Source organism: Chitinophaga oryziterrae (assembly GCF_009758125.1).
Taxonomy (GTDB): domain Bacteria; phylum Bacteroidota; class Bacteroidia; order Chitinophagales; family Chitinophagaceae; genus Chitinophaga; species Chitinophaga oryziterrae.
The window spans coordinates 292,991-314,399 of sequence record NZ_WRXO01000007.1; the positions used below are offsets into that span (position 1 = coordinate 292,991).

Consider the following 21,409-nt stretch of genomic DNA (forward strand, 5'->3'; position numbering starts at 1 on the left):
GTACTTATAATGGACATGTTTTATATAATGGACCACGGTCTGGTTGCTATTATTACAATAGTAGGGGTAATAAAGAATATGTTGACAGATCATATTGTAATTGTAATTAGTTCAATCAATAACTGATTCAAAGCAAAGCTCAGCAGGTTTATTTAGAGGGTTGTAAAATAGAAGGAAGTGGTCCATTCTAGTTGAAGACGGTGACTACCTATAGAAAGTAAAAAAGGGGATTTTTCCTTCTCCATACAGGTTTTTTCTTTTAAGTAGGTTTTTGATCTTTGCTGAGTTAAAATGATATTCTGCATAAGTTATGAATTTCTCTAGAAGTACAAAATTAAACGTATCCAAGCTCTGAGTATGTCATTGATACTTTAGATCGTATACAAGAGTAAATATATTTTTCACTTAAAAATGCATATACCATGGCACACCCGGTTTTACGCGAAGACTGGTCAGATTATGACAACAAAAAAAAGAAAAAAGAGGACAGATTGTTCTTCTCTTGTGAGGAATCATGGGAAGTGAGTTATCTTCTTGAAAAATTAAAGAAGCACTACCCGACCAAAACTGAAGCACAGATTAGAAGTGCAATTGAAGCCTGTTGTAAGACAGTACATTCTCCAAGACCCAGAGAGAAATTTGTGACGTGTGTGACGGGAAGGCTAGATTTCTAATGTGAATGGAGAAACCACCCAAAGGTGGTTTCTCCATTCACATTCAGTAAGAGTACCTTTAAATTTTATATTCACCCAGCGTTCCATAGACTATTATTGAAAAGTAACAACTAAAGCTATTTCCGCAGGCTAAATTCTTCGCGGTCCGGCAACAGATCAAGGACTTTATCTGTGAGGATTATCCAGGACACTACTCTACCTGTCTCGTTTTTTATAAGCACAGTTGTCTACACCTACGGCAATCGCCGGTTCTTTCTTCGGGGTTTCCGTTTTTTCGATTATCCTTAATATGATTGAATCACTTAAATACTAACAAATTATGGTTTTTTTATGATCGGTAAGCTTTGATTAAGCAATTTTAGTTTTGCTATATCTGGGTAGTGACTGAGTTTGGTTACATAATCTTTGCGGGAGGTGTTGTTGATCATAAATACACCTTATCTGACGTGAATATTAGGTGAAGTTAAATTGAAAAACAAATCCTGAACCCATATTCCAAAGCTAAATCAGAGAACTAAACAGTCAGATCCAGTGTATTTATGATCAACAACATCTGCCAATCTACTCTGTCATAATATTCAAACTGAGACACTATCTATATCTGCCTGTTTTCATAATCCGGTCTACAATTATTACCTTTCTAAAAATAACCATATGAACAGGCCCTGTACATTCATATTACTTTGTTTGATTCAAGCAGTGACAATCTCCAGTGTAGCCGGTCAGCAGTCACCTGCGCTCAGGTTGGTCACGCCAGGCGCCAAGCTAATAAAACTGGCTGAACAATTTGCTTTTTCAGAAGGTCCGGCTGTTAATAAGAAGGGTGATATTTACTTTACTGATCAGCCTAATGATAAGATATGGGAGTATGATAGAAATGGTAAGCTTTCCTTGTTCATGGATAAGACCGGCCGTTCAAACGGCTTATATTTTGATCAACAAGGCAACCTCATTTCATGTGCAGATGAAAAAAATGAGCTATGGTCCATTAGCCCGGACAAAAAAGTAACTGTGTTGCTTAGTCATTTCGAAGGCAAACGTCTGAACGGGCCTAACGATCTATGGATTGATCCTAAAGGTGGTATCTACTTCACAGATCCTTATTACCAGCGTGAATACTGGGATCGTAAACAGCCCGATATCTCCGGCCAGAAAGTATATTACCTGCCAAAGGGGAAAAGTCAGGCCGTCATAGTTGGAGATAGTGTGGTAAAACCCAATGGCATTGTAGGCACACCAGATGGTAAATACCTTTATATAGCGGATATACAGGCAAACAGGACTTATCGTTATGAGATTAATCATGATGGTAGCCTGAAAGGGCGCAAGGAGTTCGTTCCCCAGGGATCTGACGGTATGACGCTGGATAATGAGGGCAATCTGTATATTACCGGGAAGGGTGTGACAGTGTATGGCAGCAATGGCGAAAAGCTGGGTAATATACCAGTTCCGTCCAACTGGACCGGCAATGTCTGTTTTGGAGGGAAGGACCGGCATACATTGCTCATTACAGCATCTGAGGCTGTATATACATTGCAGATGCAGGTAAGAGGTGTAGAGTGAACCGATAAGATCAGCATCCTACGATCTTCGCAAAATCTTCTCCATCTTCCTGCCCTTCGCTAACTCATCCACTAACTTATCCAAATATCGAACCTGTTGCGTCAGAGGATTCCCGATTTCCTCTACACGATAGCCACAGATTACTCCGGTAATGAGATTTGCATTGGGGTTAAGCGAAGCATGCTGGAAGAAAGTTTCAAAAGTAACCTTTTCACTTATTAACTCCTGCAGCTTCTTCTCATCGTAGCCTGTCAGCCATTCTATAACCTGATGTAATTCTTCTTTTGTTCTACCTTTCTTCTCTACTTTTGCAACGTACATAGGATAGACGGATGCAAACGTCATTTTTGCAATACGCTGATCGTGTGTGTTGGAATTGTCCATAACTCGTATTTTAGCGTCTTGATTAATAGAGCATTCTGGAAACAAATATACGCGATCCCACTTATAGTGTTAATTGATATTAGAGGTGAAAATAACGAAAGATTATGATTGAAAATTTACATGGCCATGTTCAAATCCGGTTTCATCAGGCTGTTTTTAACGTAGGGTGTTGTCCAGGATTTTCAAGATACTGTGTACCCCAATCGTCCATTACCCTGATTACAGGAAGTAAAGACATACCTAAGCTGGTCAAGGAATATTCAACTTTAGGAGGCAGTACCGGAAAAATTACCTTCTCAATAATACCATATCCTTCCAGCTCTGTCAGTTGCTGATACAGAACTCTCCGGGTTGCCTTGGGATTTAACCGCTGTAGTTCACTTGGTCTTTTGTATCCTCTGGAAATGTTATGGATCAAACACGGTTTCCATTTGCCACCAATAATTTCCATAATCATTGCCATCCCACAATCCAGGTCCTTAGGAATTTTTCTATCACTCATAACTATACTGATTTGTTGAATAAAAATAAGTATTAAAACCATATTGAGCTATAGGGATAATTTTAGCCCTATGCTATAATGAAGTACGTACTTGCCTGCTGTACACTAACCCTATAGCTTTGCATCTACAAAAACTTAAGAAATGAAAGAAATAAAACTGAACATTATGAGCATAATAATTTACATGTTCCTTGTTCATGCTGCTTCCGCACAGGATCGACCAAAGGTATTTCCCCAACCCGGCAGCTATCATATGTTACTTGGCGATATTGAAATCATTGCATTTTCCGATGGTAGTATTCCAATAGACTTAAATAAGGTACTGACAAATACGACTCCTGCTGAAATTGAAAAGCTTACTAATGACAATTTTCAAGCACCGGTTATTGAAGCCTCTGTGAATGCATATCTCATCAAAACGGCAGGTAAACTTATTTTGGTGGATGCCGGCACTGCAGAGCTTTACGGACCAGCGCTCGGATATCTGCCGGCAAATCTTATCAAGGCTGGTTATAAACCGGAACAGATAGATGTCATATTGATTACCCATATTCACACTGATCATACAGGAGGTTTGATGAATGGAGATAAAATGGTATTCCCAAATGCTATATTGTACGTAAGCAAAAAGGAAGCTGACTATTGGTTGAGTGAGGAAAACTATGCGAATTCGCCTGCCAGATTAAAGAAATACTTCGATGAAGCCCGTTTAAAAATGACACCCTATGTAAAGGCCGGTAAAGTAAAATCATTTGATTATGGGGCAGAACTTTTCCCTGGTATATTACCTGTTGCAAGTCCCGGACATACGCCAGGTCATACTTTTTATCAGGTATCATCTAAAGGTGAGAAAATTATGTTTTGGGGCGATATTATGCATGCCGCCCCCATACAGTTTGTTAATCCTGATGTTACTATTGCTTTTGATATAGATCCTCAGGCAGCAGCAGCAATGCGAAAAAAAGCATTTCAGGAAGCCGCTAAAGAGAAATATTGGGTGGCAGGAGATCATTTGTCGTTCCCTGGCATTGGACATATTCGTAAAACCGGGCAGGGTTATACCTGGTACCCTATTGTTTACACAACTACCGGTATGGGGCAATAATGAAAGAATAGTAAGAATGATTTTATCAAAGTGTGCGCAGGGGATACGATCTGGTCAGGATTTTTCCTGAAAACTGATAATGCTGCATGGATACCTCATCGGTTCTCATACCGTTGATGGCGGCCGGTTGCTTCTGTTGGCGGATAACCAAAGTGTTTTTTGAATGCAAAGGAGAAGTGCGACAGATTTTCAAATCCTGCCTCCAGGTAAACGTCAACCGGTTTGTGATTCTTTTCGCTGAGCTGGTAGTAGGCCAGTTCCAGTCGCTTTTGCGTTAGCCACCGTTGCGGGCTTACATCAAATGCCTTTTTAAAATCTGTTTTGAAGGTAGTAAGGCTACGCCCGGTAAAATAAGCGAATTTCTGCAATGGCATATTAAACATAAAGTTCTTCTCCATAAAATCAGCGAGATCAATCTTACCCGGCTCGGAAAAATTGGACAGGTAGCGGTCTATGCTGCTATCAAGTGTGCGCAGTATAGTTATGGCTTCTTCTATTTTTATGGACACAATTGCAGGAGGTAATCCTTCTTCCAGTTCAAAGTAAGGGAGTAGTGATCCGAAAAAGCTTTCCAGTAAAGGATGATTCCCGTAATGCCGGATACCAGGGTGCTGATCTGGCGTAAGCACCGGCTCATTATGGGTATAATAGGTTTTCAGGCGCTCTACCCGCAGGCTGATAGTCACCGATTTGTATGGTTGCCCGTCTTTTGAATATTTTAAGAACGTTGCCAGTTGGTTACGTGGGCAAAACCAGGTATCCCCTGGTTTTAAAATATAGGTCCGATCGGCAACAATCATCTTCACCTCCCCGGAAATAAGGCGGCCAAAGGAGTGGTCGCCGGAAACCACTTCGTACTGGAAATATTTATCCTGGATACAGGGGAGCATAATCTCCTGCGGCATAGTCCAATATACTGACATGATCAATAGCTTTTGATATTACAAAGGAACGCACAAATTCCTATAAACAAGTGCGTTCCTTTGATGAGGTTATTCCACGGAGAATTGAATGCCAGTTAACTTTTCGCTCAAAGTCCAGAGTTTTCGGGCTTTATCCGGATCCACCGCCTGAGGTGTTACGCCTTTGGTCATTACAAACTTTTCAGAATGGCCATTCCATTCAGTGTCGATCGGCGCTACATCAGTGTCTTCACAATAAACACCGCCAATATCCGCTAATTGGGGACTGCAGGCACACCAAACTATGGTTGATGCGCCCTCTTCCAGGGTTTTATAGCCATTGTAAGGGTCATGCCGGAAAGCACCTGTTTCATCATAAACCCCTAACTTATGAAATGCATCTTCAGGCAATTCCCGGCCCAGGTCAGTGGCTGGAATCGCACCAGGGTGCAGTGTATATGACCTTACACCGAAAACCTGCGACCGCTTATCCAGTTCTACGGTAAACAGGATATTAGCCATTTTAGCACGGGCATAGGCAACCGATGGATCATAAGGCTGATGATCAAAATTAGGATCATCCAGGTCCACTTCGGCGCTATGATGCCCCCAGGATGAAACGTTAATCACACGTGCTCCATTTGCACCTTTCAGGGCCGGCCACAGTCTGGCTGTCAGTTGAAAATGTCCGAGGTGGCAGGTAGAGAACTGCGATTCGTAACCACGGCCATCACGACGTAAAGGAGTCCACATAATGCCTGCATTGTTAATAAGCAGGTGTAACGGTTTATTCAGCGCCAAAAACTGATCTGCAAAGTGATCAATTGATGCCGGTTCCATCAGGTCCAGTTCCATTATGGTTACATTGGGTACTCCTTCAAGATTTTTCCCTGCCTTCCCGATGCTCCTGGCCGGCACATACACTTCCGCTCCTGCAGCCACCAGGTTTTTTACCGTCTCTAAGCCAATACCGGAATAGCCTCCGGTTACAATAGCTGTTTTACCGCTAAGGTCTATACCTCTGATTACTTCACTGGCCGTTGATGTCGCATCAAAACCGGACCCTACAGGCTTTTGCAAAACTCCATTGTAGTTGTTTGTGTTATTTCCCATTGCTATAATTTATAAAGCAAAGTTCGCGTTTCACCCGTAAGCTTGTTTTGTTCAAAAGGCGAAATGAACTTTGTTTAGAAGCCGGAACCGAGGATATCATGATAGCTACTCCCATGGTAATTAATTGAGTTCTGTTTCTATAAGGTAACAATTGATACCCTCATCTGAAACATTTGACCCCTGGTTTCAAGGATCAGACAAATAGCTTTGTGGCATTAATTCAAAGCGACAATTTCCTGTATATGAAAAACAAATGCTGAAGTCCAATTTACACTTCGCCCTTATATTATTTAACGCTGGATGCGTCATACATTCGGACAAGGACCGGATTATTAATTGACATTACTGCAAAATAGAATTTTCAACGTTTCAATCATTTTTTTGTAAATTCTTCTGAATTAATTAGAATTCCATGCTTGTTTTATGATTCCAACTTTAAGAAAACTACATCATTTATCGGGGATTATTATCGCATCATTCCTTTTATTGCACCTGACTAATCATTTGTTTGCATTGGGGGGGCCTGTACTGCACATAGCTGTAATGAAATTGTTCAGGCATGTGTACAGATTTTTACCTGTTGAAATTCTTTTATTAATATGTGTTATCTTCCAGGTGGTAAGCGGGGTTACACTTGTTTTTAAAAAGCGTTTTTTAAAACAGCCTTTTTATGTAATCATACAAATAGTAAGCGGTTTATATCTTTCCTTTTTTATAATCTATCATGTACGTGCAGTCATGCTTGGCCGGTACCAATGGAACGTGGAAACAGATTTTTATTTCGCCGCGGGCGTTGCAAACAACTACCCTTCTAAATTATTTTTTATTCCTTATTACACGCTTTCACTGATATGTGTGTTTGCGCATATTGTGTGTGTGCATTATATAAAGCGTATGGAAAAGGTCAATAACATGAACAACACCGTTGATGCATTCATATCAATAAGAAAATACAAAAAAGAAACCATGGTTATATGTATAGCAGGCGCTGTAATTACCTTTTTAATAATGATTGCATTTAGTGGTGTGCTGTTCGATATTTAGGAGATGAAGAGCTGTTAAACCCTTATCCTGGTACAACCGCTCGTGCCTGGATGGACAAGTTGTATCATAGCCCTATTCCATTAGAGCAAATAACACTGTCCAAAGGAGCGTTAAAACAAACGCCTGGATGGTAAAAACAGATCTGGAGGAATAATAACTGCACATTAAAGGAAGGGTTTAAACCATAGTTCGCAAACGTGGCATCAGCACTCCGCAGATGACTTGATTTCAACGAAAGGTGTAATTAAAGCGAAGGTGAAAATGTGGGAATGATGCCTGTATTAGATGACTTTAATAATTTTAGAATTTAGATAGATGATTTGCAGATCTCTTGTTTTTGTTACGAGTGTTGTTATACTACTATTGACAGATAATGCTTACCTGGCCGCACAGCATAGGCTGGAGGGGGAGCAGTTAAAAAGGTCAAGGATTAACTTTGATCAGGGCTGGCAGTTTCATAAAGGCGACATTGCTATAAAGCGCGCTGTAAAAGCTGGAAAACAGGGAGGCTTAACGGATGCTGATGTAAAAGTTGTGACAGGTGAAGAAGCCGTGATTGCGTATACCGATAAGAATAAGGTGGCAGATTACAAGCCCGGCGACTGGGAGAATGTAAACCTGCCGCATGACTGGCTGGTAGGTGAGCCCTTTCTACACGATGATAACATTGGCAGTCAGCCTGCGGGTAATGGTTACCGGCAGCCTGGTATAGGTTTTTACAGGAAAGAATTTGAGATACCGGAAGGTGATGAGGGGAAAAGGATCTCAATTGTATTTGATGGCATTTTCCGTAATAGTACGGTTTGGGTGAATGGACATCTTATGGGTAATCATGAAAGCGGTTACCTGCCTTCCTTTTATGATCTTACAGATGTGCTGCGATATGGGAAAGAAGGTAAGAACGTAATACTGGTAAAGGTGGACGCAACAGATTTTGAAGGATGGTGGTATGAAGGCTGTGGCATTTACAGACATGTCTGGCTCATTAAAACAGGAAGTTTGCATGTTGACCAGTATGGTACTTTTATTACAACGCCCGTTGTTGCCCCCGGAAAAGCAACTGTAAATATCAGCACCACGTTGCAGAATGATTATAATGTTGATAGAAAATTTACACTCATTTCCAGGGTATTCGATAAAAATGGAACTGTGCTGAGCTCCCAAAGCAGCACTCAGTCAATTCCAACGCATGGTAAACTAACGATAACACAGCAGGCTAATGTAGTAAGTCCGCAGCTCTGGTCACCGGAAACACCCTCTCTTTATAAGGTGAGAACCGAAATTGTTGAAAAGGGCATTACCGTTGATAATTACGAAACCATCTTTGGCATAAGAAAAGTAGAGATCACCAGTAACGGCTTTTTCCTTAATGGGAAGCTTTACCCGGTAAAAGGCACAGCCAACCATCAGGATTTTGCTGGTGTGGGAGTGGCATTACCTGATAAATTAAATGCGTATAAGCTGAAACTTTTAAAAGAAATGGGCAGCAATGGCTACCGTTGCGCGCATCATCCGCCTACACCGGAGCTACTGGATATGTGTGATAGCATAGGCATGTTGGTATTAGATGAAAACCGGCAGTTGTCATCAAGCGTACAGGGAATAGAGGATCTGACAACTTTGATCCGCCGGGACCGGAATCATCCTGCGGTATTTATGTGGAACCTGGAAAATGAGGAGTCTCTCGAAGGTACGGTAACAGGGAGAAGAATACTTGAAACCCTTGTCGAAACCGCCCATCAGTTAGATAGTACACGACCGGTAACAGCTGCCATGAACCATGGGTGGGATGAAGGTGGATATAGTGATGTGCTGGATGTGGTAGGCTATAACTATGGTCAAAGGGGAATGCAGTATGTGAAAGACCATGAGCAATATCCCAAACGTAAAATGTTTGTTACTGAATCAACCAGCTATGTGGCCACTCGTGGCGAATACGAAGATAATAGAGGACAAGGTTATGTTTCAAACTTTGGAATGGGGGTGGGATGGGGGTTGCAGCCTGGCCAGGATTGGAAACACATTGTTCAGTACCCGTTCCTTGGCGGCACTTTTGTATGGACAGGATTTGACTACCGGGGAGAGCCCACCCCTTACCGTTGGCCTTGCGTGAGCTCCCATTTTGGTATTATGGATTTATGCGGCTTTCCGAAAGACGGATATTATGCCTACAAGGCTGCCTGGACAGACACTCCTCTGGTACATGTTTTCCCTCATTGGAACTGGCCTGGCAAGGTAGGACAAAAAATAATGATCAGGGGATATGGCAATTGCGAAGAAGTAGAGCTATTTGTTAACGGGAAAAGCGTGGGTAGGAAGAAGGCAGAACCGTTTGAATATTTTGAGTGGGAAGTGGTTTATCACCCCGGAAGCCTGGAGGCAAGGGGTTACAATGGCGGCCGGCAGGTAGCCAGTCAGTTAATAGAAACAACTACTGCTCCCGAACAGGTAACCTTAACAAGTGATGTAGACCATCTGAACGCCGATGGATGTGACGTTGCCGTTGTGAATGTTGCTATTAGGGACGCCAGCGGAAGGGTGGTGCCTGTCGCGAATAATCTTGTCCGGTTTTCTGTTGAAGGAGACGGCAGGATCATCGGATCCGGCAATGGTGATCCCAGCAGTCACGAGCCTGAAAATACAAGTCAGCGCAGTGCTTTCAATGGGTATTGCCAGGTATTGGTGCAGTCGGGCAAAACTACAGGGGAAATACGCCTAAAAGCTGTTTCTGAAACGCTTGTTGGCGCGACGGTTATCTTAAAGGTGCAATAACTTATTAACTGCTAAAGGGACCTACCCATGATTAGAACGAACAGAATAGCTGTTGCAATTTATTTAATGGTTTTTCTATTGCCGGTATGCGCCCTGGCACAAACCATTTTTTATGTTTCACTAAAAGGCAGCGATGCCGGTAATGGAACCCGGCAGCAGCCGTTTTTGTCCATCGGCAAAGCCCTTGCGGTCGCCCGGAGCACTCACGGGCAGGTGATCATCAGGTTGTTTGGCGGCACTTATTACCTGGAAAGTCCTGTTGTATTTACAGCCGCAGACTCCAGGAGCGATAATGAAACACTTACCATAACCAGTGTTGAAAATGAAACCGTCACTATTAGCGGGGGAACACAGTTGAAAAACCTTCGGTGGAGTAAATATAAAGGTGCTGTCTGGCAAACCTGGGTTGGACCAGATCTTATTTTTGATCAGTTATTTGTTAACCGGCGATTGCAGTATATGGCCCGTTATCCTGATTATGACCCGGCTGCCCGCTTCCTGGGTGGCACTGCCGCCGACGCTGTAAGCAGGGAAAGAGCTGCGCGTTGGAAAAACCCGGCTGGGGGATATGTACATGCGCTCCACCGTTCGGAATGGGGCGATTTCCATTATGTGATCAAAGGGAAGGATAGCCTGGGTGAGCTAATACTTGAAGGCGGATGGCAGAATAACAGGCGCATGGGCATGCACCCCGTCCACCGTTTTGTAGAGAACATTTTTGAGGAGCTCGATACAGCCGGGGAATGGTACTATGATAAGCAAACCGGTGTGTTGTATTATTATCCGTCAGACGGGCTTGATATAATGACCGCAACATTTGAAACGCCCCGGACTCGTCATCTCATTGAATTTAATGGAACGGAAGCAACTCCGGTGAAGAATATCCGTATTAGCGGGCTTACGCTCATGTATACACTGCGCACATTCATGGAGAACAAGGAACCACTGTTGCGTAGCGACTGGACTATTTACCGCGGTGGGGCCGTTCTTTTCAATGGAGCGGTTAACTGCGGGATCAGTGACTGTGTGATCAGGGATTTAGGAGGGAACGCAGTCTTTTTTAATAATTATAACCGGTATTGTGAGGTATCCGGATGTTTGATTTCCGGCATCGGCGCCAGCGCTGTATGTTTTGTTGGTGATCCCGCAGCCGTACGTTCGCCCGGTTTTGAGTACAACGAAATTGTTCCACTGGAAGAAATAGACCGCTCGCCCGGTCCCAAAACGAGTAATTACCCGGCATCATGTGTCGTATACAATAACCTGATGTTTAATCTGGGCACAGTTGAAAAACAGTCGGCAGGTATTGAGCTATCAATGTGCAGGCGTATTACTGCAAGCCATAATACTATTTATGACGTTCCCCGCGCCGGTATAAATGTTAGCGAAGGCACCTGGGGCGGACATGAGATAGCCTATAACGACGTATTCAATACGGTTAAAGAAAGCGGGGATCATGGCTCTTTTAATTCCTGGGGCCGCGACCGGTACTGGCACCCGGATAAAAAGAAGCTTGATTCCATTGTGGCCACCAACTTTGACCTTGCGCTGCTGGATGTGGTAGAACCCATTTTTCTGCATAATAACCGTATGCGTTGTGATCACGGTTGGGATATTGACCTGGATGATGGCTCAAGCAACTACCTGATCTATAATAATCTTTGTTTAAACGGCGGCATAAAACTAAGGGAAGGTGTGAACAGGGTGGTAGATAACAATATCATGGTTAATAACACCTTTCATCCGCATGTGTGGTTCAAAAACAGCAATGATGTTTTTGTGCATAATGTTGTTGCTACCGGTTACCTGCCTATTGGTATTCATGAATGGGGTAAAGAGATTGACTACAATGTTTTCCCGGATTCTGCATCGCTGAAAGCCGCCTGGGAAAGAGGGACAGATAAACATTCCGTATGTGAGCCCCTGGTTTTCCAGGACCCGCAACAAGGCGATTTCAGGCTAAAGGATGGTTCCAAAGCTTTTGAAACAGGTTTTAAGAACTTTCCGATGGATAGCTTTGGCGTTGTTTCTCCTAAGCTGAAGATGCTGGCGAAAAAAATTCCCTTGCCGGTAATTGTAGCAGTGAACAAAACAGGTGAGGATGAAGCTATTGAATTTATGGGAGCCAGGGTAAAGACCCTGCGCACGCTGGGGGAACGGTCCGCAACCGGAATGGATGAAACAAGAGGAGTACTGGTTGTCTCGGTTATGCCCGGTACTGCTGCTGCAAAATTCCTGCAGCCTAATGATGTCATTCTCTTTTTGAATGGGAAAAGAATTGACAATGTCGGGGATTTAACCGAAGCCAGGATGAGGGTGATCGGCACAAGCACTGGTATAACTATTTTCCGTAATCAAAAAGACCTCAGAAAAGACATTGATCTGGAGGATAATAAGTGATAAAAACCATAATGTTATGATTCAAAAAATTTATAGTGTAATAATCGTCGCAGCATGTTTGGCCGTGCATGGTTACGCTCAAACTAAGGCACCCGGTCCCTGCGGCCCGGTTCCCTCTGAAAACCAAATGAAATGGCAGGAAATGGAATATTACGCATTCATCCATTTATCTACCAATACTTTTACAGACCAGGAGTGGGGTTTTGGCGAAGACGACCCTAAAACTTTTAATCCGGTTAACCTGGATTGCCGTCAATGGGCCCGTGTTTGTAAAGAAGCCGGTATGAAGGGGATCATTCTTACGGCCAAACATCATTCGGGATTTTGTTTATGGCCCTCTAAGTACACCGCGTATTCGGTTAAGAACTCTTCCTGGCGCGGTGGCAAAGGAGATATTGTTCGTGATCTGGCAAATGCATGCAAAGAATACGGTCTGAAGCTGGGCATTTATTTATCTCCCTGGGACAGGAACAGCGCGGTTTATGGAACGCCTGAATACATTACTTACTTTAGGAACCAGCTGAAAGAGCTGCTTACAAATTATGGGGATATTTTTGAAATATGGTTTGACGGAGCCAATGGTGGTTCCGGCTACTACGGGGGCGCTAAGGAAACCCGGAAAATAGACGCTACCACTTATTACGACTGGAAGAACACTTATAAGCTCATTCGTCAGTTGCAGCCCAAGATCGTTATATGGAACGATGGAGGAGATCGCGCTGATCTTCGCTGGGTAGGAACAGAGGATGGTCATGTTGGCGAAACGAACTGGAGCCTGCTCAATGCTACCGGTGAGGTAACAAGAGATATGTTACGTCATGGATTGGAGAACGGCGATTCCTGGGTGCCTGGTGAGGTTAATACATCCATCCGTCCCGGATGGTTCTATCATTCCTATGAAGACAGTCGGGTAAAATCCCTGCCCGATCTATTGAACACATACTACAGCTCTTTTGGACGTAACGGCACCCTGCTGCTGAATTTTCCTGTAGATAGGAGGGGGCTGATACATGAAACCGATGAGAAGGCGGCGCTGGCGCTGGCAAAAGCTGTAAAAGAAGCATTTGCAGTGAATCTTGCTGAAAAGAAAAAAGTGAGCGCTTCAAATGTGCGTGGTAATGCAAACGTATTCAGCGCAGGTATGGCAGTGGACGGGAATAAGAATACCTATTGGGCAACCGATGATGCAATAACAGACGCGTCACTGACTATAGACTTTGGCAAACCCACTACTTTTAACCGTTTTCTTGCGCAGGAATATATAAGGTTAGGCCAGCGGGTAAAAGCATTTAAGGTAGAAGGGCTAATAGATGGCAGCTGGAAGGAGCTGGCTAATGAGACAACTATTGGGTACAAACGTATCCTGCTTTTCCCAACTGTAACTGCTACGCAGCTACGTTTTACCATTACAGGCGCAAAAAGCTGCCCGCTCATTTCCAATATCGGGGTTTATAATGCCCCCCCTATTTTAATGCCCCCTAAAATTATCAGGGATCAGTCGGGGATGGTGTATATTACGCCCGCTGACAAGGAATCCGTTATTTATTATACATTGGATGGCAACCAGCCTACAAAGGAAACGAATCGGTATGAAGGACCCGTACGAACTGATGGAAAAGTGAACGTAAAGGCGATCGTTTATGACCCAATATCGAAAAAGAGCAGCGCTGTAGCAGGGGAGAGATTTGACATATCAAGGAAGGACTGGAAGATATTGGGTATTAGTGACGATAAAGTTAATCGTGTAATAGACGGAGACGCTGCCACGGCATGGTACCAGGGGCGTGACAAAAAGCTGCCGGCAGATATTGATATTGATATGGGTAAGATCGAGAATGTCTCAGGGTTCAAATACCTGCCCGGCCAGGGCCGCACAGAGGGGATTATTACGCACTACCAGTTCTATGTTTCGGAGAATAATAAAGAATGGAAAATAGTGAACGAAGGAGAATTTTCTAATATTAAGAATAACCCATTGTGGCAGGTTAAAGAGTTTAAGCCGGTGAAAGCCCGTTATATCAGGTTGCGCGCGTTACACAATACCCGGCACGATGATGAAGCTGGTTATGCAGAATTAGATCTGATCACCCGTTAGATCCAACGCTGCTTTTCCTGAATTCACGGAAGCAGGTGAAGCTACTTAATTGCCAATAGGGAACGGATCCATGGATCCGTTCCCTATTGGCAATTAATAGTAGATTATCGGACCAGTTAAAAGAATTGTTTAAACGTATCTCTACTGCGAAACGGTTAACAGATAGAATTCCGAAAAACAATAGTCAATATTGCACATCTGCAAAGCCCCCTCAATCTTCCTGATGATCATGTTCAATTTTCCAATATGCTTCATCTATTTGTAACCCTTCAGTTGGATGCATCTTCAAAATATTTGTTTCGTAGCAATTAAGTATAAAATCTAACATACTTGTTAAGGATCTGCGGACACATTCAGCATTATTCCCGAAACAACATATTTAAGTATGATATCGGATGAAAAGAGGGTGTATCGTACTGATACACTCTCTTTCTACAGTGAAGATTGACTTAGCTTATGCGAATGTCATCGTGTAACAATTATGCCAATGAATGTTGCAGATTTTAATCAATCTTTATACTGTCAATTGCTTTCTCCATAGCGTGTTCCTTTACTCCCGGTACCTTTAATCCTTCAGCACGGAATACCGTCAGATTTGTCATGCCTAAAAAGCCAAGGAAAGACTTCAAATAGGGAGCAACAAAGTCATTGGCTTTACCCGGACCTTCCGAATAAACGCCACCTGAAGACATTGCAACATAAACCTTTTTCCCTGTTACTTTTCCAACCGGGCCATTTTCACCATACCCAAAAGTTATTCCGGCCCTGGTAATATGATCAATCCAGGCTTTAAGCGATGAATGGATAGTGAAATTGTAAAGGGGGGCACCAATAACGATGATGTCTGCAGCCAATAACTGTTTAACCATCTTGTCAGAAAAGCGAATGGATTCTTTTTCTTCTTTGGTCAGCCGATCTCCCGGAATAAAGAATGTGCCAAGTACAGCAGGAGTAAGATGCGGAATTTCTATATCGACCAGATTCAATTCTTCAAGTATACTGCCTGTATACTTTTCCTGAATTTTTTCGACGATAGCCTCGCCTAGTTTAATACTGTAGGATTCTTTACCTTGTATGCTTGAAATTAAATGAAGGATGCGTTTCATGAGAAATTTGCCTGGTTAATAATATTATCAATTTTAAATTCTGAAGTCGTCTGATTTCCCGAATTATCAAAGTCAAAATTATGGTTACCAGCTGGTCAAAAGTTAGTACTTACCCAAAGGAAAGCGATTACATTGAGGTAAGGTGATTACCTTTGTGACTATGAAGATGATTATAGATGAGTCCCTTCCGGGCAAAGAAGAATGCGTAGGCTCGCTCAAAAACATCCTTGATGCGCTGTATGTTCTTAATGGAAAATGGAAGCTGGCTTTGATCCTTTGTCTTGTACAATCATCAAAACGTTTTAACGAGATCCAGAATGAAATCACTGGCATATCCTCCAAGATATTAGCTAAAGAGCTAAAAGATTTGGAATTGAATGACTTTATTAAACGTAATGTATATCCGACCACCCCGGTAAGCATTATTTATGAAGCGACCGAATATGCCCTGACTTTAAAAAACGTGATAGGGGAGCTAAGTGCCTGGGGAGAACAGCACAGGGAAAAAGTTAAGCAAAGCATGCGTAAACAATCCTGAGTACTAAAGGAAACATCAATGCAGAAAACTATTAACATGCAACAATAGGGTAGTACAGGTTTGGTGAAAAGTATAATGGAATTGAATCCTGCGGCACTTAAAAATTTAATGGCCATAAAAGTTAAGCAGCGCTTTTAATATATGGAAGAATAGTGTTTCTTAGCGATGAGACACAGTAAAATGAGCAGGCAGGATCATGATTGGAATCGTATTAAGGAATTCACAAAGAAAAACCGGGATACCATAGGATTTAAGGAAGATATTGACCAGGAGGGTGAGGATGGCCAACTATACTACCAAAATTAGGTGTTGATTTGCATGCTTTCCTACTCATTCTACCTGTCAAAACGAAAGTAAGAAATCATTGTGAGTTAAAGCTCGAATCCCTCTTTCTCCGATGAAAATTACGCTTCTTTAAAACCCTTTCTGGTAGCGGATTTCCCTATTATAGCAGAACGTTTTTGTTTCTAGCGATACATGTAAAGTATTATAAGTCAGCACTTAACTGATCCGAACCCTTCCCGTTTCTTCCGGGATTGCATATGCGTTCAATAATGCTAACGTAAAAAAGTTCAATATCTTAGATACTAAAATGAGGTTATTTTTGATAGACAAATAAAAGTAAACCGTGACAAGCTTTCTAAATACCATTATCCTGCTGGGTACACTACAGGGATTAATCCTATGCATTCTCCTTTTTCGCCGCTCCGTCAATAAACGTTCTAACCGTATGCTGGCCTTTCTTATTTTACTGATGTCAATGGCAAGTCTGAACCTTTATTGCATTCATAATCATCTGTTGGAATCCAACATCATACTGCGGTTTATTTCCTGGGTGGTGCCTTTGATCATCATAATGCCAATGGGACCCCTCATTTATTTTTATATTCAATCAATGCTCAATCCTTCTTTCCGGCTTGCCAGCAAGCACAGACTTCAATTCCTGGCCGGCATCATTGATATTGTACCCCAACTAACAACCATTATTTTCATTATTGGTGTTTACATGAAGGTTATAAAGTATCATCCCGAACCCTGGGGGCTTTTTATCGATCGCTATAATATGTATTCCGATATACCGCGGTGGTTATCGCTTACTATTTATGTATTGCTTTCATTTAAATTTTTGCGAAAAGAAAAAACTACAGATGTTAATACCGATAAGGAGGCTATACGCAAATGGCTCCAACTGTTTATTACCATATTTTTGTCTTTCCAGCTGATCTGGTTCATTTTCCTGATCCCTTATATCCTTCCCGCCTATAGTGATTGGCTTTTAAACAAGTTTGACTGGTATCCTATTTATATCCCGATTGCTGTTATGATTTATTGGTTGGGCTTAAAAGGATACTCCATTTCGCTGACCGTTAATACCGAAAAAGTAAAAAAGACAATTTTCCGTGATATAACAAAAGAAGGGGTTACACAAATAATGAGCCTGCTTCAAAAAAGCATGAAAGATGACAAATTGTATCTGAACCCCGAATTGAACCTTGAAACCGTGACAAAGCATACTGGCATTGCTGCCAAAATGATTTCAGCAGTCCTGAACCAACATCAGCAAACAAGCTTTAACAAATGGGTAAATGCCTATCGTATCGGGGAATTCAAACTAAGGATCCGGAACGGTTGCCTGGAGCAACTTACCATATCGGCTCTTGCCATGGAATGCGGGTTCAATTCGCAGGCCACTTTTCAACGCATATTTAAACAATCAGAGGGGGTGACACCCTCAGCATACCTAAAAACGATCAGCTCAAACAACTAATTATTCTCAAATCCGGATTTGAGAACTTGTTTTCAGAAAATTAAGTCAGAAAACCTGGAGTTTGCATCAAACTCACGGCCATGAAACAAATATGCTTAGTATTTATTTTTTTACTAATACGTGTATTATCGATTGCTCAAACAATTCAAGATTCGTTTGCCCGGGGACGAGAGCCAGACAGGGATCTGGAAAAATCAATGGATAGTTTACTTTCTTCACAGTTTACACCAAAGGAACCCGGCATTTCTGTTTTGGTTGCTCAAAATGGACAAATTGTATACAAGAAAGCATTCGGCTGCGCCAATCTCGAATTAAATGTTCCGCTGGACACGGGGATGGTCTTTAATCTTGCCTCCATTACCAAGCAGTTTACAGCTGTGGCCGTCCTGCAACTGGTAGAAAAGAATGAAATTTCTCTATATGATAGTTTGCAAAAATTTATACCGGAATTTCCTTCAAAAGGACACACGATAACTATTGAGCATCTGCTCACACATACCTCTGGTATCAAAGATTATCTGCGGCTTGACTATGATGCCCAAAATATCGAGCGATGGGATTTTACCCCCAAACAGCTTATCGACAGCTTTAAAAATTATCCGCTGGACTTTATACCCGGCACCAGGTTTTCCTACAGCAATTCAGGATATTTTCTGTTGGGCTATATCATCGAAAGAGTGTCCGGTAAACGGTATCAAAGCTATATCGTGGACAATCTTCTAAACCCATTGGGGCTGACGCACACTTATTTTGACAGTGATGGCAGTATTATCCCGGGCCGGGCGAATGGTTATCGCAAATCCAGTGCAGGTTTTAAAAATGCCGAATATTGGAGCCCAACCATTGAATATGCGGCTGGTGGGTTGATTTCAAGTGCGAGTGATTTACTTAAGTGGAACAATGGCCTTCATGCTTACCAGCTGCTGAAAAAGGAAACCCTACAAAAAGCATTTACTCCTTTCCGGCTGACCAATGGCACAACAACGGATTACGGCTATGGATGGTATGTGAAAACAACCAACAACATCCGGTCAATAGAACACGAGGGCGGAATGCCCGGGTTTAAGACCAATGAAATATATTACCCTGCCGAGGATCTGTTCATCGTCATATTATGCAACGGTGGCTTTGCGCCCATAGATGAATTGTCTGCCGAAATATCCATCATCGCATTGGGAAAACCATTGCAAAGCGATGTAAAAGTAGACCCAAAAATTCTTGACAAATATGTAGGTGCTTATAAACTGTCCATAGACACCAACAGAACGATCACCATCCAAAGAGTCAGGGACCGGCTTATTGCCGTCGTTTCGACCACTCAAAAAATACCTTTGCTTTTTCTATCGAAAACCAATTTTCAATTTAAAAACATGCTGGGCGTTAGCGGCGAATTTGTAGTTGAAGAAGGAAAGGTTACGAAATTCTATGTGAACCAAAACGGGCGTTATGAATGGATAAAAACGAAATAAAACAATAGCATTGCCAGGACAGGTAGTTAGTTTTATACTTAGCTGATTCTATGTTTTTCTAATAAATTATTGATTTCTAATAGGTCTTTAAAGAAAAGGCTCGAAAGCTGTATCACAGTTTGTCCCTGGTAATCAGTTAAAAGCCTGACGAAATTCCAGCGGCGATAAATGCGCCTCCTCAAAACCTGTCATGCCCATACAGCCCAGGCCGATCACCGGCACAACCAAACCCTGGCTGCCCAATGCTATTTGTTTTATTTCCATGGTCCAAAGGTCGGTAAGCCAAATCGCGCGCATGTATGCAAACTTATTCTCCTATTTTAGTTAGCAATACAGCTACAGAATCAGGTTTTGAAAGGAATGGCGAGTGACTGGTGTTCAGTTGGTATATTGTTTTTATGCCTGCAGCACTGATCATGCGGTCTTGCAAGGATGGCGATACCACATAATCCTGCAAGGTTTTAATATAAATTTTCTCAACAGAACCGAAATTAGCAACGGTCAATGTCACCGGATTCGTAAATGGAATGGCTGGTTCAGGGCGGTAGTTTTGCAAAACAAGATTTTGAACCTGAGCAGAACCGTCCTGAATGAAGATCTTTGTGATCTGATCTTGTTTTACATCAAGCGTTCCGTCAGCATTTTGAGTCAGTATTCCAGGTGTGCCAAGAGCAGAGCCGGCGTCGGTATTGGCCAGGTCAAGCAGAGATTGTCCGGAAGCCGGCAGATAGGCTGCGATATAAACCAGCTTTTCGATCTTCGAAGGGTTCTGCTCGGCAACAGCAGAGATGATCATACCGCCTAAGCTATGGCCTACCAGTATAACTTTGCCATTCATTTTTGATACAGCATCATTCACTATATCTCTGTAAATGTTTAAGGTTAAGGTTGAAGGGACAGTGTTATCGCTGCCATGGCCCGGAAGTTCTACAACGGTCACATTGTTACCTTCATTGATCAGGCTTGTTTTTACGGCATCCCATACATAAGGGGCCTGCCATGCACCATGTACCAGTACATAATTTTTAGCAGGTTTTACTTCATCATTCTTTTTTGAACAAGATGAAAACGTAATAGCAGCCGTAGCTACAGAAAGCAGGATCGTCATAATTTTTTTCATAATTTGAGATGCCTAATTGTTTTATTGTTTAGGACACCACAAACATCCGATGATACGCTCTGGATAATTTTAACCCAGGTTAAAATCAGGAAACAGCGTGAATCCATCAAAAAAACTATCCTTTAGTGCAACTAAGACAATGATTAGTCAGTAATAATGATATCTATCGACCGTCGCGGTGCCTTCTTGTATGACGTTATTAAAATCGATATTTTTGCCGTATGCCAGAGAACATAACAGAAATAGAACTATTACAAACGATTTTGGAATCTACCGGTATGAAACCGGAAGCATTTGACTTATCATTACCTTACTGGAAATTAAAACAGTATAAAAAAGGTGAGTTTTATAATGAATACAAGAATGTTTGTAAGCACCTGGGGTTTGTTATCCACGGTGTGTTTAGAATCTACCGGGTAAATAGCAATACGGGTGAAGAAAAGAATATGCTGTTTTTTACTGATCACCAGTTTGTAGCATCTTATAAAAGCTTTTTAACCCAAACAGCCTGCGATTATTATACAGAAGCGGTAGTTGATTCGCTTATATTATATATACATATCGATCACCTGAATGAACTTTATGAGCAATCACACCAGTGGGAACGGTTTGGAAGGATTGTCGCTGAAACGGCTTTTCATGAGGTTATGGTTAATACGGAGGGATTCCTGTTTAAAACGCCGGAGGACCGCTACCGGGAAATGATGGAAAAACACCCGGATATTTTTAATTCAGTGCCACTTTATCATATTGCCTCTTATCTGGGTATCCAGGGACCATCACTGAGCCGGATTCGTAAAAGAATGGTTGGAAAATAAAACACGTTAACCTGCCACCAGGTTCTGAATTGCTGA

The 21,409-nt window shown here is 42.2% G+C and carries 17 protein-coding genes; 10 read left to right on the forward strand and 7 right to left on the reverse strand.

The window, feature by feature from the left end:
- Positions 1–422: 422 nt before the first annotated feature.
- Both GO495_RS22720 and GO495_RS22725 read left to right on the forward strand, forming a co-directional pair.
- On the forward strand, positions 423–674 hold the full coding sequence (locus GO495_RS22720; protein WP_157302047.1) for a hypothetical protein: 252 nt from the start codon (positions 423–425) through the stop codon (positions 672–674).
- A gap of 654 nt (positions 675–1,328) precedes the next feature.
- Complete coding sequence (locus GO495_RS22725) at positions 1,329–2,237, forward strand: SMP-30/gluconolactonase/LRE family protein (protein ID WP_157302049.1); 909 nt, start codon at positions 1,329–1,331, stop codon at positions 2,235–2,237.
- A gap of 18 nt (positions 2,238–2,255) precedes the next feature.
- Here GO495_RS22725 and GO495_RS22730 read toward each other — a convergent pair whose 3' ends face one another.
- Both GO495_RS22730 and GO495_RS22735 read right to left on the reverse strand, forming a co-directional pair.
- A complete protein-coding gene (locus tag GO495_RS22730; protein WP_157302051.1) occupies positions 2,256–2,621 on the reverse strand; it encodes a DUF2200 domain-containing protein in 366 nt (121 codons plus the stop codon).
- Positions 2,622–2,766: 145 nt separating this feature from the next.
- The gene (locus tag GO495_RS22735) at positions 2,767–3,123 is read right to left on the reverse strand and encodes a winged helix-turn-helix transcriptional regulator (protein WP_157302053.1); all 357 of its coding nucleotides are present in this window, start codon (positions 3,121–3,123) and stop codon (positions 2,767–2,769) included.
- A gap of 166 nt (positions 3,124–3,289) precedes the next feature.
- On the opposite strand from GO495_RS22735, the gene GO495_RS22740 reads away from it, so the two are divergent.
- Entirely contained in the window at positions 3,290–4,228 is a 939-nt protein-coding gene (locus GO495_RS22740; protein WP_240915300.1) for an MBL fold metallo-hydrolase, read from the forward strand.
- Positions 4,229–4,323: 95 nt separating this feature from the next.
- Here GO495_RS22740 and GO495_RS22745 read toward each other — a convergent pair whose 3' ends face one another.
- Positions 4,324–5,151 carry an AraC family transcriptional regulator gene (locus tag GO495_RS22745; RefSeq protein WP_157302056.1) on the reverse strand — a complete coding sequence of 276 codons (828 nt, stop codon included), beginning with the start codon at positions 5,149–5,151 and terminating at the stop codon, positions 4,324–4,326.
- Between the two features lie 69 nt (positions 5,152–5,220).
- Positions 5,221–6,243 (reverse strand): SDR family NAD(P)-dependent oxidoreductase, encoded by a 1,023-nt coding sequence (locus GO495_RS22750; RefSeq protein WP_157302058.1) that lies wholly within the window; start codon positions 6,241–6,243, stop codon positions 5,221–5,223.
- 1,359 nt (positions 6,244–7,602) lie between these two features.
- On the opposite strand from GO495_RS22750, the gene galA reads away from it, so the two are divergent.
- The 3 genes from galA to GO495_RS22765 all read left to right on the forward strand — a co-directional run bounded on the left by galA (position 7,603) and on the right by GO495_RS22765 (position 14,554).
- Positions 7,603–10,059 carry a beta-galactosidase GalA gene (gene galA, locus GO495_RS22755; RefSeq protein WP_157302060.1) on the forward strand — a complete coding sequence of 819 codons (2,457 nt, stop codon included), beginning with the start codon at positions 7,603–7,605 and terminating at the stop codon, positions 10,057–10,059.
- A 27-nt stretch (positions 10,060–10,086) separates the two neighbouring features.
- Positions 10,087–12,459: a PDZ domain-containing protein gene (locus tag GO495_RS22760; RefSeq protein WP_157302062.1), complete on the forward strand. Its 2,373-nt coding sequence runs from the start codon at positions 10,087–10,089 to the stop codon at positions 12,457–12,459.
- Between the two features lie 127 nt (positions 12,460–12,586).
- Positions 12,587–14,554, forward strand: a complete 1,968-nt coding sequence (locus GO495_RS22765) for a discoidin domain-containing protein (RefSeq protein WP_240915301.1) — start codon at positions 12,587–12,589, stop codon at positions 14,552–14,554.
- Between the two features lie 503 nt (positions 14,555–15,057).
- Here GO495_RS22765 and GO495_RS22770 read toward each other — a convergent pair.
- Entirely contained in the window at positions 15,058–15,660 is a 603-nt protein-coding gene (locus tag GO495_RS22770; RefSeq protein WP_157302066.1) for an FMN-dependent NADH-azoreductase, read from the reverse strand.
- 160 nt (positions 15,661–15,820) lie between these two features.
- Between GO495_RS22770 and GO495_RS22775 the strand changes: the two genes are divergently transcribed.
- From GO495_RS22775 to GO495_RS22785, 3 genes are all read left to right on the forward strand, one after another.
- A complete protein-coding gene (locus tag GO495_RS22775) occupies positions 15,821–16,198 on the forward strand; it encodes a winged helix-turn-helix transcriptional regulator (protein ID WP_205691310.1) in 378 nt (125 codons plus the stop codon).
- 628 nt (positions 16,199–16,826) lie between these two features.
- The gene (locus GO495_RS32550; RefSeq protein ID WP_157302068.1) at positions 16,827–17,966 is read left to right on the forward strand and encodes a helix-turn-helix domain-containing protein; all 1,140 of its coding nucleotides are present in this window, start codon (positions 16,827–16,829) and stop codon (positions 17,964–17,966) included.
- An 80-nt stretch (positions 17,967–18,046) separates the two neighbouring features.
- On the forward strand, positions 18,047–19,435 hold the full coding sequence (locus GO495_RS22785; protein ID WP_157302070.1) for a serine hydrolase domain-containing protein: 1,389 nt from the start codon (positions 18,047–18,049) through the stop codon (positions 19,433–19,435).
- Positions 19,436–19,567: 132 nt separating this feature from the next.
- Here the strand turns inward: GO495_RS22785 and GO495_RS22790 are convergent, their stop codons facing one another.
- Positions 19,568–19,732: a hypothetical protein gene (locus GO495_RS22790; protein ID WP_157302072.1), complete on the reverse strand. Its 165-nt coding sequence runs from the start codon at positions 19,730–19,732 to the stop codon at positions 19,568–19,570.
- Between the two features lie 10 nt (positions 19,733–19,742).
- Entirely contained in the window at positions 19,743–20,555 is an 813-nt protein-coding gene (locus GO495_RS22795) for an alpha/beta fold hydrolase (protein ID WP_157302075.1), read from the reverse strand.
- A gap of 221 nt (positions 20,556–20,776) precedes the next feature.
- Here GO495_RS22795 and GO495_RS22800 point away from each other — a divergent pair, with 221 nt between their 5' ends.
- Positions 20,777–21,373 (forward strand): Crp/Fnr family transcriptional regulator, encoded by a 597-nt coding sequence (locus tag GO495_RS22800; protein WP_157302076.1) that lies wholly within the window; start codon positions 20,777–20,779, stop codon positions 21,371–21,373.
- Positions 21,374–21,409: the final 36 nt, after the last annotated feature.

What these genes read in the sequence shown, in the direction of transcription:
- GO495_RS22720 (WP_157302047.1), top strand. Translation starts at nt 423, where the DNA reads ATGGCACACCCGGTTTTACGCGAAGACTGGTCAGATTATGACAACAAA.
- GO495_RS22730 (WP_157302051.1), bottom strand. Translation starts at nt 2,621, where the DNA reads ATGGACAATTCCAACACACACGATCAGCGTATTGCAAAAATGACGTTT.
- GO495_RS22775 (WP_205691310.1), top strand. Translation starts at nt 15,821, where the DNA reads ATGAAGATGATTATAGATGAGTCCCTTCCGGGCAAAGAAGAATGCGTA.
- GO495_RS22795 (WP_157302075.1), bottom strand. Translation starts at nt 20,555, where the DNA reads ATGAAAAAAATTATGACGATCCTGCTTTCTGTAGCTACGGCTGCTATT.
- GO495_RS22745 (WP_157302056.1), bottom strand. Translation starts at nt 5,151, where the DNA reads ATGTCAGTATATTGGACTATGCCGCAGGAGATTATGCTCCCCTGTATC.
- GO495_RS22735 (WP_157302053.1), bottom strand. Translation starts at nt 3,123, where the DNA reads ATGAGTGATAGAAAAATTCCTAAGGACCTGGATTGTGGGATGGCAATG.
- GO495_RS22750 (WP_157302058.1), bottom strand. Translation starts at nt 6,243, where the DNA reads ATGGGAAATAACACAAACAACTACAATGGAGTTTTGCAAAAGCCTGTA.
- GO495_RS22765 (WP_240915301.1), top strand. Translation starts at nt 12,587, where the DNA reads ATGAAATGGCAGGAAATGGAATATTACGCATTCATCCATTTATCTACC.
- GO495_RS22785 (WP_157302070.1), top strand. Translation starts at nt 18,047, where the DNA reads ATGAAACAAATATGCTTAGTATTTATTTTTTTACTAATACGTGTATTA.
- GO495_RS22725 (WP_157302049.1), top strand. Translation starts at nt 1,329, where the DNA reads ATGAACAGGCCCTGTACATTCATATTACTTTGTTTGATTCAAGCAGTG.
- GO495_RS22740 (WP_240915300.1), top strand. Translation starts at nt 3,290, where the DNA reads ATGAGCATAATAATTTACATGTTCCTTGTTCATGCTGCTTCCGCACAG.
- galA (WP_157302060.1), top strand. Translation starts at nt 7,603, where the DNA reads ATGATTTGCAGATCTCTTGTTTTTGTTACGAGTGTTGTTATACTACTA.
- GO495_RS22770 (WP_157302066.1), bottom strand. Translation starts at nt 15,660, where the DNA reads ATGAAACGCATCCTTCATTTAATTTCAAGCATACAAGGTAAAGAATCC.
- GO495_RS22760 (WP_157302062.1), top strand. Translation starts at nt 10,087, where the DNA reads ATGATTAGAACGAACAGAATAGCTGTTGCAATTTATTTAATGGTTTTT.
- GO495_RS22800 (WP_157302076.1), top strand. Translation starts at nt 20,777, where the DNA reads ATGCCAGAGAACATAACAGAAATAGAACTATTACAAACGATTTTGGAA.
- GO495_RS22790 (WP_157302072.1), bottom strand. Translation starts at nt 19,732, where the DNA reads ATGCGCGCGATTTGGCTTACCGACCTTTGGACCATGGAAATAAAACAA.